We start from the raw sequence: 14,981 nt of genomic DNA, 5'->3' as shown, positions 1-14,981 counted from the left end.
GAACATCCCGCCGCGCGACGCGGTCGTACATCGCGCCAGGGCGGCGGTTCGCAGCCTGCGTCCGATTGCGTTCGCGTACCTCGCGGACCGTGTGTATGGCGGTTGAACGCCGCCGCGCGCCGGTTCAGTGTTCCCCCGATTCACCCGCCATCAAGCCATGAGGGAGCATCGCATGTCCGAAAGCTGGAATTCCGCCCGTGGCGTCGTCACGACGCCTGCCGGCAGCCGGTTCCCCGAGCGTCCCGCCCGCGGCGCGTCGCAGCGGGAACGCGCGTTACAGGCCCCGCGCGACATCCCGTAGTACGACAGGAGAATCAACCTGTTCCGTTTCCCATCCCCGCAATGACACTCCACCAACCGCACCCGGCATGCCGCCGGAGCGAACCGGTGGAGTCATACGAGCAAGCCAAGGAGAAATCGCATGTCGAACGAAACGAAGTGCCCGTTCAACCACACCGCTGGTGGCGGCACGACGAACAAGGACTGGTGGCCGAATCAGCTCAACCTGAACATCCTGCACCGCCATTCGGCGCTGTCCGATCCGATGGACAAGGATTTCGACTACGCGGAAGCGTTCAGCAAGCTGGACCTCGCGGCGGTGAAGAAGGACCTGCACGCCCTGATGACGATGTCGCAGGACTGGTGGCCGGCCGACTTCGGCCACTATGGCGGCCTGTTCATCCGCATGGCCTGGCACAGCGCCGGCACGTACCGCACGGCCGACGGCCGCGGCGGCGCGGGCGGCGGGCAGCAGCGCTTCGCGCCGCTCAACAGCTGGCCGGACAACGTCAGCCTCGACAAGGCGCGCCGGCTGCTGTGGCCGATCAAGCAGAAGTACGGCCGCAACATCTCGTGGGCCGACCTGCTGATCCTGACCGGCAACGTCGCGCTCGAATCGATGGGCTTCAAGACCTTCGGCTATGCCGGCGGCCGCGTCGATACGTGGGAACCGGACGACGTCTACTGGGGCTCGGAAAAGATCTGGCTGGAACTGAGCGGCGGCCCGAACAGCCGCTACTCGGGCAAGCGTGAGCTCGAAAGCCCGCTCGCTGCCGTGCAGATGGGCCTCATCTACGTGAACCCGGAAGGCCCGGACGGCAACCCCGACCCGGTCGCCGCCGCGCATGACATCCGCGAGACGTTCGCGCGCATGGCGATGAACGACGAAGAGACGGTCGCGCTGATCGCGGGCGGCCATACGTTCGGCAAGACGCACGGTGCCGGTCCGGCGTCGAACGTCGGCCCCGAGCCGGAAGCCGCGGGCCTCGAGGAGCAGGGTCTCGGCTGGAAGAGCACGTTCGGCACGGGCAAGGGCAAGGACGCGATCACGAGTGGCCTCGAAGTCACGTGGACGTCGACGCCGACGAAGTGGAGCAACGACTTCTTCAAGCACCTGTTCAGCTACGAGTGGGAGCTCACGAAGAGCCCGGCCGGTGCGCACCAGTGGGTCGCGAAGGACGCCGGCGAAGTGATTCCCGATGCGTTCGACGCGTCGAAGAAGCATCGCCCGACGATGCTGACGACCGACCTGTCGCTGCGTTTCGACCCGGCCTACGAAAAGATCTCGCGCCGTTTCTACGAGAACCCGGCCGAGTTCGCCGATGCGTTCGCGCGTGCGTGGTTCAAGCTCACGCACCGCGACATGGGCCCGCGCTCCCGTTATCTCGGCCCGGAAGTGCCGGCGGAACACCTGCTGTGGCAGGACCCGATCCCGGCAGTCGATCACCCGCTGATCGACGACGCCGACGTTGCCGCGCTGAAGGCGAAGGTGCTGGCAACGGGCCTGTCGGTGTCGCAGCTCGTGTCGACGGCATGGGCGTCGGCCGCGACGTTCCGCGGATCGGACAAGCGCGGCGGCGCGAACGGTGCGCGTATCCGCCTCGCCCCGCAGAAGGACTGGGAAGTGAACCGTCCGGCTGAACTCGCGAAGGTGCTCGCGACGCTCGAAGGCGTGCAGAAGGCGTTCAACGACGCGCAGACGGGCGGCAAGAAGGTGTCGCTCGCCGACCTGATCGTGCTGGCCGGTGCGGCCGGCGTCGAGCAGGCCGCGAAGAACGCGGGCGTCGCGGTGACGGTGCCGTTCGCACCGGGCCGTGCGGATGCATCGCAGGAAGAGACCGATATCGAAGCGATGGCCGTGCTCGAGCCGGTGGCTGACGGGTTCCGCAACTACCTGAAGAGCGCGTTCAAGACGCCGGCCGAGGCGCTGCTGGTCGACAAGGCGCAACTGCTGACGCTGAGCGCGCCCGAGATGACGGTGCTCGTCGGTGGCCTGCGCGTGCTCGGTGCGAACGCCGGCGAGGCGAAGCACGGCGTGTTCACCGACCGTCCGGAAGCGCTGACGAACGACTTCTTCGTGAACCTGCTCGACATGGGCACGGAATGGAAGCCGGTGTCGGCCGCGAACGACGTGTTCGAAGGGCGCGATCGCGCGACGGGCAAGGTGAAGTGGACCGGCACGCGCGTCGACCTGATCTTCGGCTCGCATGCGCAGCTGCGTGCGCTGGCCGAGGTGTACGGCAGCGCGGATGCGAAGGAGAAGTTCGCGCGCGACTTCGTCGCGGCCTGGAACAAGGTGATGAACCTCGACCGCTTCGACCTCGCGTGAGCGTTGCCGTGCAGTAGCACGGTGAGGCAGTAACGGGAAACGGCCGGTCGTCCGGCCGGCCGTTTCGTCCCGATCCTGGATTTCATTGAAGGAGTGACGATCATGACGCAAATGATGCTGAACATGCGCGCCGCACTGGCGGCACCGAAGGTGCGGGCGCCGGCCGAGATCGCGCGGTACGTAGTCGGATTCGCGATCGTCGTCGGCGGTGCGGCCGAACTGGTGTCGCAGGCGCTGCACGCGATCGCCGCCGCCTGAGCGCGGCGGAGCGCACGCCACGCTGCAGTGGCGAGCCATACGGGTGGTGCGGTGTCTGCATGCAGGGCAACAGATTCGCGTGAATTGCTCCGGTTCGTTGAGTGAGGAGTCCGCAACATGCCCACGAAGACCCACGATCTATCCAGATCTACCCGGTTGACGGTGCGCTGACGATATTGCTCGCGCCATCCGGACGCCACATTGGCGTTGATGTCGTGCCGGCGCGCAACAATCGACACCGACATGCCGGGCGCCAACGTCTCCCTGATCACATCCTGCTTGAATGCTTGCGCGTACGTCCGATGGGATGGGTACGATTCCCTGCGTTCGACATGGCTGACTGGTTACCGACCGACGCGTTGACGCCGGGAAGGGCCCGCAACGCCGGCGGTTCCGAGGTGCATCCGCTCGACGTGCCGCCTGGTTCGTCGATCGGTCGGCGATTTTGCCGCGACGGTGATTCTCAAGCGGCGCTGGCAACGCAGCGGTTTCGCGGACGCCGGCGATCGTCATCCCCGCGCGCACGACGCTGCGTGACAAGGCCGAGCCGTCAGCAAGCGGTGTCGGATATATTCGGCAGGTTCTCCATCATCCAGGTAGCCATTCAATGGAATCACGACGCAAGGCAGTGGGCGTGGTCGCGCCTGCGGGTGTGCCCGATCCGGAAGGCATCGCGCGTGGCATTGCGCTCGTCGAAAGTTGGGGCTTCGAGGTCAGGGCGGGCGCGCATCTCGGCAGCCGGTACCGCTATTTCGCCGGTACCGCCGAGGAGCGCGCGGACGACCTGCGGCGCACCCTGATGGATCCGTCGATCGAGATCGTGTGGCTCGCGCGGGGGGGATTCGGTTGTGCGCATTTGCTTGAGCACTTGCCCGACGAGATCGCAACGCCAAAGACGATCATCGGCTTTTCCGACGCAACGTCACTGTTCTGCGCACTCGCGGATCGGCCCGGCGTGCGTTTGCTGCATGGCCCGACATTTCACAGTCTGGCGACCAAGGTCGACGACGCGACGCGCGCCGACATTCGCGCTGTGCTGACCGGCGACGAACGCGCCGCGCTGAGTCTGCGGCATTTGTCCGGCGCCCCTGGTGCAGTGCGGGGACGTTTGTGCGGCGGCAACGTGACGGTACTCGCGAGCGTCGCGGGTACGCGCTGGTCGCTTCGCTCACGCGACGCGATCGTGCTGCTGGAGGACGTGACGGAGTTGGGCTACCGGCTCGACCGCAGCCTGACGCAACTGCGTCTGAGCGGCGCGTTCGACGGAGCCCGTGCGTTCGTGCTCGGGCAATTCACGCGCTGCCCGATCCCGGACGGCGCGGATTTCACGCTCGAGCAGATGCTTGTCGACGTGCTGGGCGGCTTCGGCCTGCCGATCTACTCGGGTCTGCCGATCGGACATGAACACCGCAACATCACCTGGCAATACGGCAGCCAGGCTGTCATCGAGAACGGCGCGATCCGGTTCGGCGCGTAGCGTCGAATCCGGAAGGACAGGAACGCGTACCTTCGGCGATTTCGCGAAACTGTCGTCGGTGCCGGAAGCGAAGGGCGTGCCGGCGGCGGAAGACATGATCCGCCCGCTCGTCGAAGGGCACGAGGCCGTCGTGCGAACCCGCGCGCGATCTTTCCGATCGCCGACGCGGCGAGCCGACCGCCGACCTGCAGACGCATGAAAAAACCGCGTGGATGCTGCGCTCGCTGCTCGCGTAAGTGCGGTGCGGCCGGGGAGGGCGCGCTGACTCGCCCGATCCGGAGTGATCGAATCCGTCCCTTGATTGGCGCAAATCGTGGCCCGGCCCTGCGCAGCGGGCCCGGGCGGCCCGGGCGCGCCGGGCGGCTGCCGCCGCGGGCCGCCCGACATGACGCGAAGCACCGCTCGGCTCTAAAATGCCGGGGTTATCTTCCCGGTGCCTCGCCATGCTTGCCCGCTTTCCCCTGTATCTGCGGCTCGTCCGGATGGACAAGCCGATCGGCAGCCTGCTGCTGCTGTGGCCGACGCTCAACGCGCTGTGGATCGCGTCCGACGGCCATCCGCGCTGGCCGCTGCTCGTGATCTTCTCGCTCGGCACGCTGCTGATGCGCTCGGCCGGCTGCGCGATGAACGACTACGCCGACCGCGATTTCGACCGCCACGTGAAGCGCACGGCCGACCGGCCGTTGACGTCGGGCAAGATCCGTGCGTGGGAAGCCGTTGCGATCGCCGTCGGGCTCGCATTCATCTCGTTCCTGCTGATCCTGCCGCTCAACACGCTGACGAAGGAACTGTCCGTCGTCGCGCTGTTCGTCGCGGGTTCGTATCCGTTCATGAAGCGTTTCTTCGCGATTCCGCAGGCGTATCTCGGGATCGCGTTCGGCTTCGGCATTCCGATGGCGTTCGCGGCCGTGCAGGACACGGTGCCGACGATCGCGTGGGTGATGCTGGTCGCGAACATTTTCTGGTCGGTCGCGTACGACACCGAATACGCGATGGTCGATCGCGACGACGACATCAAGATCGGGATCCGCACGTCGGCGCTGACGTTCGGCCGCTTCGACGTCGCGGCCGTGATGGCGTGTTATGCGGCGACGCTCGGCATCTACGTGTGGATCGGCGTGACGCTCGGCTTCGGCCTCGCGTACTGGGCCGGCTGGGCGGCGGCGGTCGGCTGCGCGCTGTATCACTACACGCTGATCAAGGGCCGCGAGCGGATGCCGTGCTTCGCCGCGTTCCGGCACAACAACTGGCTCGGCGGCGTGCTGTTCGCGGGGATCGCCGCGCACTACCTGCTGGCGGGTCCGGCGGCCAACTGAAGCGGCCGCGCGCCGGCGCGCGACGCGATGCGCGATGCCAACAAAAAAGCGGCCGAGGCCGCTTTTTTGTTGCCGGTGCCGGAGGGGAGGCCCCGGGGCGGGCGCGGCGCTTACGCGCGGCCGAGCTCGTCGCCCATTTCCTTCGCACGCGCTTCGGCCGCGAGCGCGCCGCGCACGATCGCGTCCTTCACGCCCTGCGCGTCGAACGATGCGAGCGCGGCGGCTGTCGTGCCGCCCTTCGACGTCACGCGCTCGCGCAGCACGCTTGCCGGCTCGCCCGATTGCGCGGCGAGTTGGGCGGCGCCCGTGAACGTCGCGACCGCGAGCGCGCGTCCCTGTTCGTCGTTCATGCCGAGCTGGCGCGCGGCTTCCTGCAGCGCTTCGATGAAATAGAACACGTACGCGGGGCCGCTGCCCGAAATGGCCGTGACGGCATCGAGCTTCGACTCGTCGTCGAACCAGACGATCTCGCCGACCGCGCCGAGCACGTTCGACGCGAGTTCGCGGCCCGCCGCATCGACGCCCGGCAGTGCGGCGAGGCCCGTCACGCCCATGCCGACGAGCGCGGGCGTGTTCGGCATCGTGCGCACGACGCGTGCGTAGTCGCCGAGCCAGCGCGCGAGATCGCTGCCGCGGATGCCGGCCGCGATGCTGATCACGAGCTGTGTCTTCAGGTGCGGCGCGAGCGCCTGCGCGACGTCCTTCAGCACCTGCGGCTTCACCGCGAGCACGATCGCGTCGTAGTCGGCGAGCGTTGCGTCGACGGCCGCGCCGGTGCGGATGCCGAATTGCTGCGCGGCGCGTGCGCGCACCTCTTCGTTGACGTCGATGGCATACAGGCCGTCAGCGGCGACGCCGCGCTTGATCAGGCCGCCGATCAGGGCCGCGGCCATGTTGCCGCCGCCGATGAATGCGATTTTCATGGTGTTCGATTGAGCGAGTGAGTGAACAGGAGGGCGGAAAGGGCGCGGCGTTCAGTGCGAGTAATCGCGCGCGCCGAAGATCGCGGTGCCGACGCGCACGATCGTCGCGCCTTCGAGCACGGCCGCGTCGAGATCGGCGGACATGCCCATCGACAGCGTGTCGAGCGGCAGACCGTCGGCGCGCAACGCGTCGAACAGCGTGCGCAGCGCGCGATGCGGCACGCGTTGCGCGTCGGTGTCGCCGGCCGGTTCGGGAATCGCCATCAGGCCGCGCAGCCGCAGCGACGGCAGCGCGGCGACCGCGCGCGCGACCTCGGCCACGTCGGCCGGTGCGACGCCGCTCTTCGACGCCTCGCCGCTGATGTTCACCTGCACGCACACGTTGAGCGGCGGCAGGTGCGCGGGGCGCTGTTCCGACAGGCGCTGCGCGATCTTCAGCCGGTCGACCGAATGGACCCAGTCGAAGCGTTCGGCAACCGGGCGCGTCTTGTTCGATTGCAGCGGCCCGATGAAATGCCATTCGAGGCTCGCGCGCAGGTCGGCGAGCGCGTCGATCTTGTCGATCGATTCCTGCACGTAGTTTTCGCCGAATGCGCGCTGCCCGGCCGCATGCGCGGCGCGCACGTCGGCGGCGGGAAACGTCTTCGAGACGGCGAGCAGCGATACGGTGGCGGGATCGCGGCCGGCCGCGCGGGCGGCGTCGGCGATGCGGCGATGAACGGATTCGAGGCGGGCGGCGAGATCGGACATGACGGGCACGAAAGCAGGCACGGAAGCAGGCATGTAGCAGATGCGCCGCGGCACGCGGCGCATCGATCCGCCCATTATACGGACGCCGGGAGCGAGGCCCAGGGCCCGCCCGTCATTCGTATGAACAGGCCCTAGCCATACAGCAGGTGCTCGACGAGCTGGATCCAGTGGGCCACCGGAATCTGCGTGCCGCTCTGCAGGTGCGCGATGCAGCCGACGTTGCCGGAGACGATCATCTGCGGCTCGAGCGCCTGCAGCTTCAGCAGCTTCTGCTTGCGCAACCGGTACGACAGCGACGGCTGCGTCAGCGAATAGGTGCCGGCCGAGCCGCAGCACAGATGGCTGTCCGCCGGCAGCCGCACGTCGATGCCGAGGGTCTCGAGCAGGCGTTCGACCTTGCCGCGCGACTGCTGGCCGTGCTGCAGCGTGCACGGCGGGTGGTACGCGACCGTATGGACCGCACGGCGGCGCGCGAGCGTCGCGAGTTCGGCCTCGAACGCGAGCAGCACGTCGGAGATGTCGCGCGTCAGCGACACGATGCGCTGCGCCTTCTCCGCGTAGGCCGGGTCGTCGCGCAGCAGGTGCGCGTATTCGAGCACCGTCGCGCCGCAGCCCGACGCGTTCATCACGATCGCCTCGACACCCTGTTCGACATGGGGCCACCACGCGTCGATGTTGCGGCGCGCGTCGTCGAGCGCTTCGTCGTGATAGTTCAGGTGCAGGCGGATCGCGCCGCAGCAGCCGGCATCGGGCGCGACGACGGTCTCGATGCCGAGCGCGTCGAGCACGCGCGCGGTCGCGATATTGATGTTCGGCAGCATCGACGGCTGCACGCAGCCGCCGAGCATCAGCATCTTGCGCGTATGCGTCAGGTGCGGCCATTCGAGCAGCCGCGTGCGCGGCGGCACCTTGTCGCGCAGCCGCTTCGGCAGCAGCGGACGGACGTGCTGTCCGAGCCGCATCACCGGCGAGAACAGCGCGGCGTTCGGCACGAGGCTCGCGAGCACGCGGCGCACGAGACGCTGCTGCACGGGGCGCTGAACCTGTGCCTCGACGTGCTTGCGGCCGATCTCGACGAGCCGGCCGTACTGGACGCCGGACGGGCAGGTCGTCTCGCAACTGCGGCACGTGAGGCAGCGGTCGAGGTGCTGCTGCGTGCTGCGCGTGACGGGCGCGCCTTCGACCATCTGCTTGATCAGGTAGATGCGGCCGCGCGGGCCGTCGAGTTCGTCGCCGAGCAACTGGTAGGTCGGGCAGGTCGCGGTGCAGAACCCGCAATGCACGCACTTGCGCAATATCGCGTCGGCTTCGTCGCCGTCGGGCGTATTGCGGATGAAATCGGCGAGGTTCGTCTGCATCTCAGAGATCCGGATAGAGCCGGCCGCGGTTGAAGATGCGCGCGGGATCGAACGCGGCTTTCAACCCGCGGTGGATTTTCATCATCGGGGCGGGGAGCGGCGTGAACACGCCCGCGCTGCGGTCGTACGCGTCGCCCGCGCGGAACAGCGTCGCGTGGCCGCCGGCCTGCTTGGCGCTCATCCGCACGGTCTGCGCATCGGCGTCGGTGATCCACCAGCGCTGCGCGCCGCCCCATTCCATCAACTGGGTGCCGGGCAGGTGCATCGGTTCGGTGATCGACGGCAGCGCGAGACGCCACAGCGCATAGCCGGGCGGGATGCCGTGGAAGAACGGGTCGGTATGCTCGCGCAGGCCGGCCCAGAAGCGCTCGGCCTCGACCGCGTCGACGACTTCGCCGCCGAGCAGGGTCTTCGCGGATTTCACGGCCGCTTCGGCACCCGACAGGCGCAGGACGAGCGTGCCGTTGCGCCACCCGCTCGCGCTGACGGGCAGCGGATGGCCGCCCCATTCGTTGAGCTTGCGCACCGCGTCGGTCGCGGTCATCTCGAACTTCAGCGTGACTTCGGCGACGGGCATCGGCAGCACCTTGAGCGACAGGTCGAGCATCAGCCCGAGCGTGCCGAGCGCGCCGGCCATCAGCCGCGACACGTCGTAGCCGGCGACGTTCTTCACGACCTGGCCGCCGAAGCGCAGCACTTCGCCGCGGCCGTTCATCAGCGTGACGCCGAGCGTGAAATCGCGCGGCGCACCGCAGGTGGCCCGGCGCGGGCCCGCGAGGCCGGCCGCGACGCAGCCGCCGACGGTGGCCGCGCGGCCGAAGTGCGGCGGCTCGAACGGCAGCATCTGGCCGCACTCGGCGAGGACGGTTTCAAGCTGTGCGAGCGGCGTGCCCGCGCGGACCGTGACGACGAGTTCAGCCGGGTCGTACGACACGACGCCCTGAAACGCGCGCGTGTCGAGAATTTCGCCCTCGAGCGCCTGGCCGTACCAGTCCTTGGTGCCGCCGCCGCGAATCCGCAGCGGCCGGCCGTCGGCGCTGGCGGCGCGGACGCGGTCGGCCCATCCGGCGACGATGTCGTCCTCTTCCATGTTCTGTTGCTGCCTCGACTTGTTGTTCGGTCGATTGTACCGGGGTGGCGCGATTCCACATCGCGACTATCCCTAAGACCGGTATCGCGGGCCGTCTGCCCGCGTCGCCGCATGAACAGGCCGTGCGGGCACGGTCGAACGCCGCGGCATGGCCGCGGGCACCGGCCGCGACCCGCGCGGGCCGCTCAGAAGCGCGGCAGGTCGGGGTGCGGCAGCAGCCCGCCGCGCACGTGCTGGCGACCGTATTCGGCGCAGCGCGCGCGGGTCGGGATGCCCTTGTCCGGGTTCAGCAGCCCCGCCGGATCGAAGGCGCGCTTGACCGCGAAGAACGCGTCGCGCTCCTGCGGCGAGAACTGTACGCACATCGAATTGAGCTTCTCGATGCCGATGCCGTGCTCGCCCGTCACGCTGCCGCCGAATTCCACGCAGCATTCGAGGATTTCCGCGCCGAACTGCTCGGCGCGGTGCAGTTCGTCCGGATCGTTCGCGTTGTAGAGGATCAGCGGATGCATGTTGCCGTCGCCCGCGTGGAACACGTTGATGCAGCGCAGCCCGTAGCGCGTTTCGAGCTGCTCGATGCGCGCGAGCAGCGGGCCGATCGCGCGGCGTGGCACGGTGCCGTCCATGCAGTAGTAGTCGGCCGAAATGCGGCCGGCGGCCGGGAACGCGTTCTTGCGGCCCGACCAGAAGCGCAGCCGCTCGTGCTCGTTGCGCGATACCTGGATGCGTGTCGCGCCATGCTCGCGCAGCACGGCCGTCATTCGCACGATCTCTTCCGCGACTTCTTCCGGCGTGCCGTCCGATTCGCACAGCAGGATCGCTTTCGCCTCGAGATCGTAGCCCGCGTGCGTGAACGCCTCGACGGCCTGCGTGGCCGGCTTGTCCATCATTTCGAGCCCGGCCGGGATGATCCCCGACGCGATGATCGCCGCGACGGCCTCGCCGCCCTTGACGACGTCGTCGAAGCTCGCCATCACGAGCTGGGCCGTCTGCGGCTTCGGGATCAGCTTCACCGTGACCTCGGTGACGATCGCGAACATCCCTTCGCTGCCGATCATCACGGCGAGCAGGTCGAGGCCCGGCATGTCGAGCGCCAGCGAACCGAATTCGACGATCTCGCCGTCGATCGTCACCGCGCGCACGCGCATCACGTTGTGCACGGTCAGCCCGTATTTCAGGCAATGGACGCCGCCGGAATTTTCCGCGACGTTGCCGCCGATCGTGCACGCGATCTGCGACGACGGATCGGGCGCGTAGTACAGGCCGTACGGCGCGGCGGCCTCCGAGATCGCGAGGTTGCGCACGCCGGGCTGCACGGTCGCCGTGCGGGCGTAGGGATCGACTTCGACGATGCGCGTGAAGCGCGCAAGCGACAGCACGACGCCGAGCGCGATCGGCAACGCGCCGCCCGACAGGCTCGTGCCCGCGCCGCGCGGCACGATCGGCACCTCCATGCGGCGGCAGATCTGCACGATCCGCTGCACCTGCGATTCCGTTTCGGGCAGCGCGACCGCGAGCGGCAGGCGGCGGTACGCGGACAGGCCGTCGCATTCGTACGGCGCCGTGTCTTCGTCGCGGTACAGCAGGCAGTGCGTCGGCAGCACGGCCATCAGCGCCTGCACAACTTCGCGCTGGCGCTGCGCGCGTGCCGCGCTCGACAGTTCGACGGGAGCGTTCATGGGGTCTCCTGCAGCAGGCGGCGCGGCGTCGCGCCGCCGTGTCAGCACGTGAAAATCTTGCCCGGATTCATCAGGTTGCGCGGATCGAGCGCGAGCTTGATCGCACGCATCGTGTCGATCGCGTTGTCGCCGTGCTCCTTCGGCAGGAAGCGCATCTTGTGCAGCCCGACGCCGTGCTCGCCCGTGCAGGTGCCGCCGAGGCGCAGCGCGCGCTCGACGATCCGGTCGTTGATGTGCTCGGCTTCCGCGATTTCCTCGGGCTTGTCGGGGTCGATCAGGATCGCCACGTGGAAATTGCCGTCGCCGACGTGGCCGACGATCGGGCAGGGCAGCGACGAGGCGCGCAGGTCGACTTCGGTTTCCTCGACGCACGCGGCGAGCTGCGAGATCGGCACGCAGACGTCGGTCGTCACCGCGCGGCAGCCGGGTTTCAATTGCAGCATCGCGAAATACGCGTTGTGGCGTGCGGCCCAGAGGCGCGTGCGGTCTTCGGGGCGGGTTGCCCATTCGAAACCCTGGCCGTTGTTCTGGCCCGCGAGCGCCTGCACGAGCTCGGCCTGTTCCTTCACGCCGGCCTCGGTGCCGTGGAATTCGAAGAACAGCGTCGGCGCTTCGGTGAGCGTCAGGTTCGAATGGCGGTTGATCGAGCGCACGGCGAGCGCATCGACGAATTCGACGCGCGCGATCGGCACGCCGATCTGGATCGTCTCGATCACGGTGCGCACCGCGTCGCCCATCGACGGGAACGTGCAGATCGCGGCCGATACGGCTTCGGGCAGCGGATGCAGGCGCAGCGTGATCTCGGTGATCACGCCGAGCGTGCCTTCGGAGCCGACGAACAGGCGTGTGAGGTCGTAGCCGGCCGACGACTTGCGGGCGCGCGAGCCGGTCTTCACCACACGGCCGTCGGCGAGCACGGCGGTCAGGCCGAGCACGTTCTCGCGCATCGTGCCGTAGCGCACGGCGTTGGTGCCCGACGCGCGCGTGGCGGTCATCCCGCCGATGCTGGCGTCGGCGCCCGGGTCGATCGGGAAGAACAGGCCGGTGTCGCGCAGCGCCTCGTTGAGCGCCTTGCGCGTGATGCCCGGCTCGACCGTCACGGTCAGGTCTTCGGCGTTGATCGACAGCACGCGGTTCATTTCCGACAGGTCGAGCGAGATGCCGCCGCGCACCGCGAGCAGGTGGCCTTCGAGCGACGAACCGGCGCCGTACGGGATCAGCGGGACGCTGTACAGCGAGCACAGCGACACGACTTCGCGCACGTCGTCCGCGCTGTGCGCGAACACGACGGCGTCGGGCAGTTGCGGATCGAACGGCGATTCGTCGCGGCCGTGGTGGGCGCGAACGGCGTCGGCGGTCGACACGCGCTCGCCGAAGGCGGCGCGCAGCGCATCGAGCATGGCGGGGGGAAGGGGGCGGCGCGTGGCGGCCGGCGGGGCAGGGTGATTCACGAACGTCTCCTTGTCGATCCGGATGAGCGCGTTGGCGCCGACCCGGCTCCCGTGCTGCTGGGTTTCGGCCCATTCTACGCTGTAACGCCTGCTGCGCCCGCCGTCGCGGGCTGCGATAATCGCGTTCGAACGCAACCGGGCCGCGTCGCGGCCGCGCACGAGAGGACATCCGCATGGGCAACCGCTTGAGCAAGATCGCCACGCGTACCGGCGACGACGGCACCACCGGCCTCGGCGACGGCCGGCGTATCGGCAAGGACGATACGCGGATCGCCGCGATCGGCGACGTCGACGAACTGAACTCGAACCTCGGCGTGCTGCTCGCCGAAACGCTGCCGGACGATATCCGCACGGCGCTCGTGACGATCCAGCATGACCTGTTCGATCTCGGCGGCGAATTGTGCATTCCCGGCCATACGGTGCTCGACGACACGCATCTCGCGCGTCTCGATCGCTGGCTCGCCGACTACAACGCGACGCTGCCGCCGCTGAAGGAATTCATCCTGCCGGCCGGCTCGCGCGCGGCGTCGCTCGCGCACGTGTGTCGAACCGTATGCCGTCGCGCGGAGCGTTCGATCGTCGCGCTCGGGCGCACCGAAACGCTCAACGATGCGCCGCGACGCTACGTGAACCGGCTGTCGGACCTGCTGTTCGTGCTGGCGCGCGTGCTGAACCGTGCCGACGGCGGATCGGACGTGCTGTGGGAACGCGGCCGTGTCCGCTGACCGCTGACGATTCGCCCCCTTACCCTTGCCGCGCTGCGACAATTTGCCCGAGGGGCATCGAATTTTTAAAAAGGTATTGTGTGTGCATGTTTAACGGAGAACGAACATGACCCACATCACCGCTGACCAGATGGCTCGCGTGAAGGCCACTGCCCCTGTCCTCGCCGTGCACGGCGCGACGATCACGAAGCACTTCTACCAGCGCATGTTCGCGCGCCATCCGGAACTGAAGAACCTGTTCAACCAGACGCACCAGAAGACGGGCGGCCAGCCGGAAGCGCTCGCGAAGGCCGTCTACGCGTATGCGGCGAACATCGACAATCTCGGTGCGCTGGGCGGGGCTGTGTCGCACATCGCGCACAAGCACGCGAGCCTGAACATCCGCCCCGAGCATTACCCGATCGTCGGCGAGAACCTGCTCGCCTCGATCGTCGAGGTGCTGGGCGACGCGGTCGATGCCGACACGCTCGAGGCGTGGCGCGTGGCTTACGGCCAGCTCGCGCAGATCCTGATCGGCGCCGAGGCCGACCTGTACGCGGGTGCCGCCTGGAGCGGGTTCCGTCCGTTCAAGGTCGAGCGCAAGGTGCGCGAAAGCGACGAGATCACGTCGTTCTACCTGACGCCCGCCGACGGCGGCGCGGCGCCGACGTTCGAGCCCGGCCAGTACATCACGGTGAAGCGTTTCGTCGGCGATCTCGGCGTCGACCAGCCGCGCCAGTACAGCCTGTCCGACGCGCCGCACGGCAAGTGGCTGCGCATCTCGGTGAAGCGCGAAGCCGGCAGGCCGGAAGTCATTCCGGCCGGCAAGGTGTCGACGCTGATGCACGACGGCGTGGAAGAGGGCGCGATCGTCGAGGTCACCGCGCCGATGGGCGAATTCTCGCTGACGCGCGGCGTCGAGACGCCGGTGGTGCTGATTTCCGGCGGTGTCGGCCTGACGCCGATGGTGTCGATGGCGTCGACGCTGGTCGACGAAGGCAGCAAGCGCGACGTGCGGTTCGTCCATGCATGCCGCTCGGGCGCGGTGCACGCGTTCCGCGACTGGCTGAACGATACGGTGCGCGAGCATGCGAACGTCAAGCGCACGGTGCTGTACGAGCTGGTCGGCCCGAACGATCGCGTCGGCGTCGACCACGATCTGGAAGGGCGCCTCACGCCGGAGCGCGTGCGGCACTACGCGCTGGTGCCGGACGCCGACTACTACGTCTGCGGCCCGGTCGCGTTCATGAAGGCACAACGCGATGCGCTGGTCGCGCTCGGCGTCGCGCCGGAACGCATCAACACCGAGATCTTCGGTTCGGGCGCGCTCGAGTGATGCGCTGACCGGCAGTCTGCGGCCTGCGAAA

12 protein-coding genes and 2 pseudogenes are annotated in these 14,981 nt (G+C 68.3%); 7 read left to right on the top strand and 7 right to left on the bottom strand.

All coding sequences use genetic code 11. The features are described 5' to 3' along the window. The first annotated feature begins 421 nt into the window (after positions 1 to 421). Entirely contained in the window at positions 422 to 2,608 is a 2,187-nt protein-coding gene (gene katG / locus ABIC51_RS12740) for a catalase/peroxidase HPI (RefSeq protein WP_060193627.1), read from the top strand. A gap of 102 nt (positions 2,609 to 2,710) precedes the next feature. Then, positions 2,711 to 2,866, top strand: coding sequence for a hypothetical protein (locus ABIC51_RS12735; RefSeq protein ID WP_021163864.1), 156 nt, complete (start codon positions 2,711 to 2,713; stop codon positions 2,864 to 2,866). 179 nt (positions 2,867 to 3,045) lie between these two features. On the opposite strand, the pseudogene ABIC51_RS12730 reads toward ABIC51_RS12735, so the two are convergent. Beyond that, positions 3,046 to 3,156: pseudogene (locus ABIC51_RS12730) on the bottom strand (transposase); the annotation flags it as partial. Between the two features lie 338 nt (positions 3,157 to 3,494). Here ABIC51_RS12730 and ABIC51_RS12725 point away from each other — a divergent pair. The 3 genes and pseudogenes from ABIC51_RS12725 to ubiA all read left to right on the top strand — a co-directional run bounded on the left by ABIC51_RS12725 (position 3,495) and on the right by ubiA (position 5,659). Continuing rightward, a complete protein-coding gene (locus ABIC51_RS12725; RefSeq protein WP_319000332.1) occupies positions 3,495 to 4,343 on the top strand; it encodes a S66 peptidase family protein in 849 nt (282 codons plus the stop codon). 28 nt (positions 4,344 to 4,371) lie between these two features. Beyond that, positions 4,372 to 4,579: pseudogene (locus tag ABIC51_RS12720) on the top strand (DNA starvation/stationary phase protection protein); the annotation flags it as partial. 207 nt (positions 4,580 to 4,786) lie between these two features. Further along, a complete protein-coding gene (gene ubiA / locus ABIC51_RS12715) occupies positions 4,787 to 5,659 on the top strand; it encodes a 4-hydroxybenzoate octaprenyltransferase (protein ID WP_048022305.1) in 873 nt (290 codons plus the stop codon). Between the two features lie 110 nt (positions 5,660 to 5,769). Here the strand turns inward: ubiA and proC are convergent, their stop codons facing one another. The 6 genes from proC to ABIC51_RS12685 form a co-directional block, all read right to left on the bottom strand. Next, entirely contained in the window at positions 5,770 to 6,582 is an 813-nt protein-coding gene (gene proC / locus ABIC51_RS12710; protein ID WP_027788329.1) for a pyrroline-5-carboxylate reductase, read from the bottom strand. Positions 6,583 to 6,633: 51 nt separating this feature from the next. Next, positions 6,634 to 7,332: a YggS family pyridoxal phosphate-dependent enzyme gene (locus ABIC51_RS12705; RefSeq protein WP_027788328.1), complete on the bottom strand. Its 699-nt coding sequence runs from the start codon at positions 7,330 to 7,332 to the stop codon at positions 6,634 to 6,636. Positions 7,333 to 7,463: 131 nt separating this feature from the next. Then, on the bottom strand, positions 7,464 to 8,690 hold the full coding sequence (gene glcF / locus ABIC51_RS12700) for a glycolate oxidase subunit GlcF (protein ID WP_021163859.1): 1,227 nt from the start codon (positions 8,688 to 8,690) through the stop codon (positions 7,464 to 7,466). A gap of 1 nt (position 8,691) precedes the next feature. Beyond that, positions 8,692 to 9,780, bottom strand: a complete 1,089-nt coding sequence (gene glcE / locus ABIC51_RS12695; protein WP_027788327.1) for a glycolate oxidase subunit GlcE — start codon at positions 9,778 to 9,780, stop codon at positions 8,692 to 8,694. 185 nt (positions 9,781 to 9,965) lie between these two features. Then, positions 9,966 to 11,459: an FAD-linked oxidase C-terminal domain-containing protein gene (locus ABIC51_RS12690; RefSeq protein ID WP_354006497.1), complete on the bottom strand. Its 1,494-nt coding sequence runs from the start codon at positions 11,457 to 11,459 to the stop codon at positions 9,966 to 9,968. A gap of 41 nt (positions 11,460 to 11,500) precedes the next feature. Next, positions 11,501 to 12,910, bottom strand: coding sequence for an FAD-binding oxidoreductase (locus tag ABIC51_RS12685; RefSeq protein WP_027788326.1), 1,410 nt, complete (start codon positions 12,908 to 12,910; stop codon positions 11,501 to 11,503). Between the two features lie 173 nt (positions 12,911 to 13,083). On the opposite strand from ABIC51_RS12685, the gene ABIC51_RS12680 reads away from it, so the two are divergent. Further along, entirely contained in the window at positions 13,084 to 13,635 is a 552-nt protein-coding gene (locus ABIC51_RS12680; protein ID WP_027788325.1) for a cob(I)yrinic acid a,c-diamide adenosyltransferase, read from the top strand. Between the two features lie 106 nt (positions 13,636 to 13,741). After that, entirely contained in the window at positions 13,742 to 14,950 is a 1,209-nt protein-coding gene (gene hmpA, locus ABIC51_RS12675; protein WP_060207021.1) for an NO-inducible flavohemoprotein, read from the top strand. Positions 14,951 to 14,981 lie beyond the last annotated feature (31 nt).

This window comes from Burkholderia sp. 572 (assembly GCF_040545135.1).
Classification (GTDB): domain Bacteria; phylum Pseudomonadota; class Gammaproteobacteria; order Burkholderiales; family Burkholderiaceae; genus Burkholderia; species Burkholderia cepacia.
This window is presented reverse-complemented; position numbering and strand designations above follow the sequence as displayed.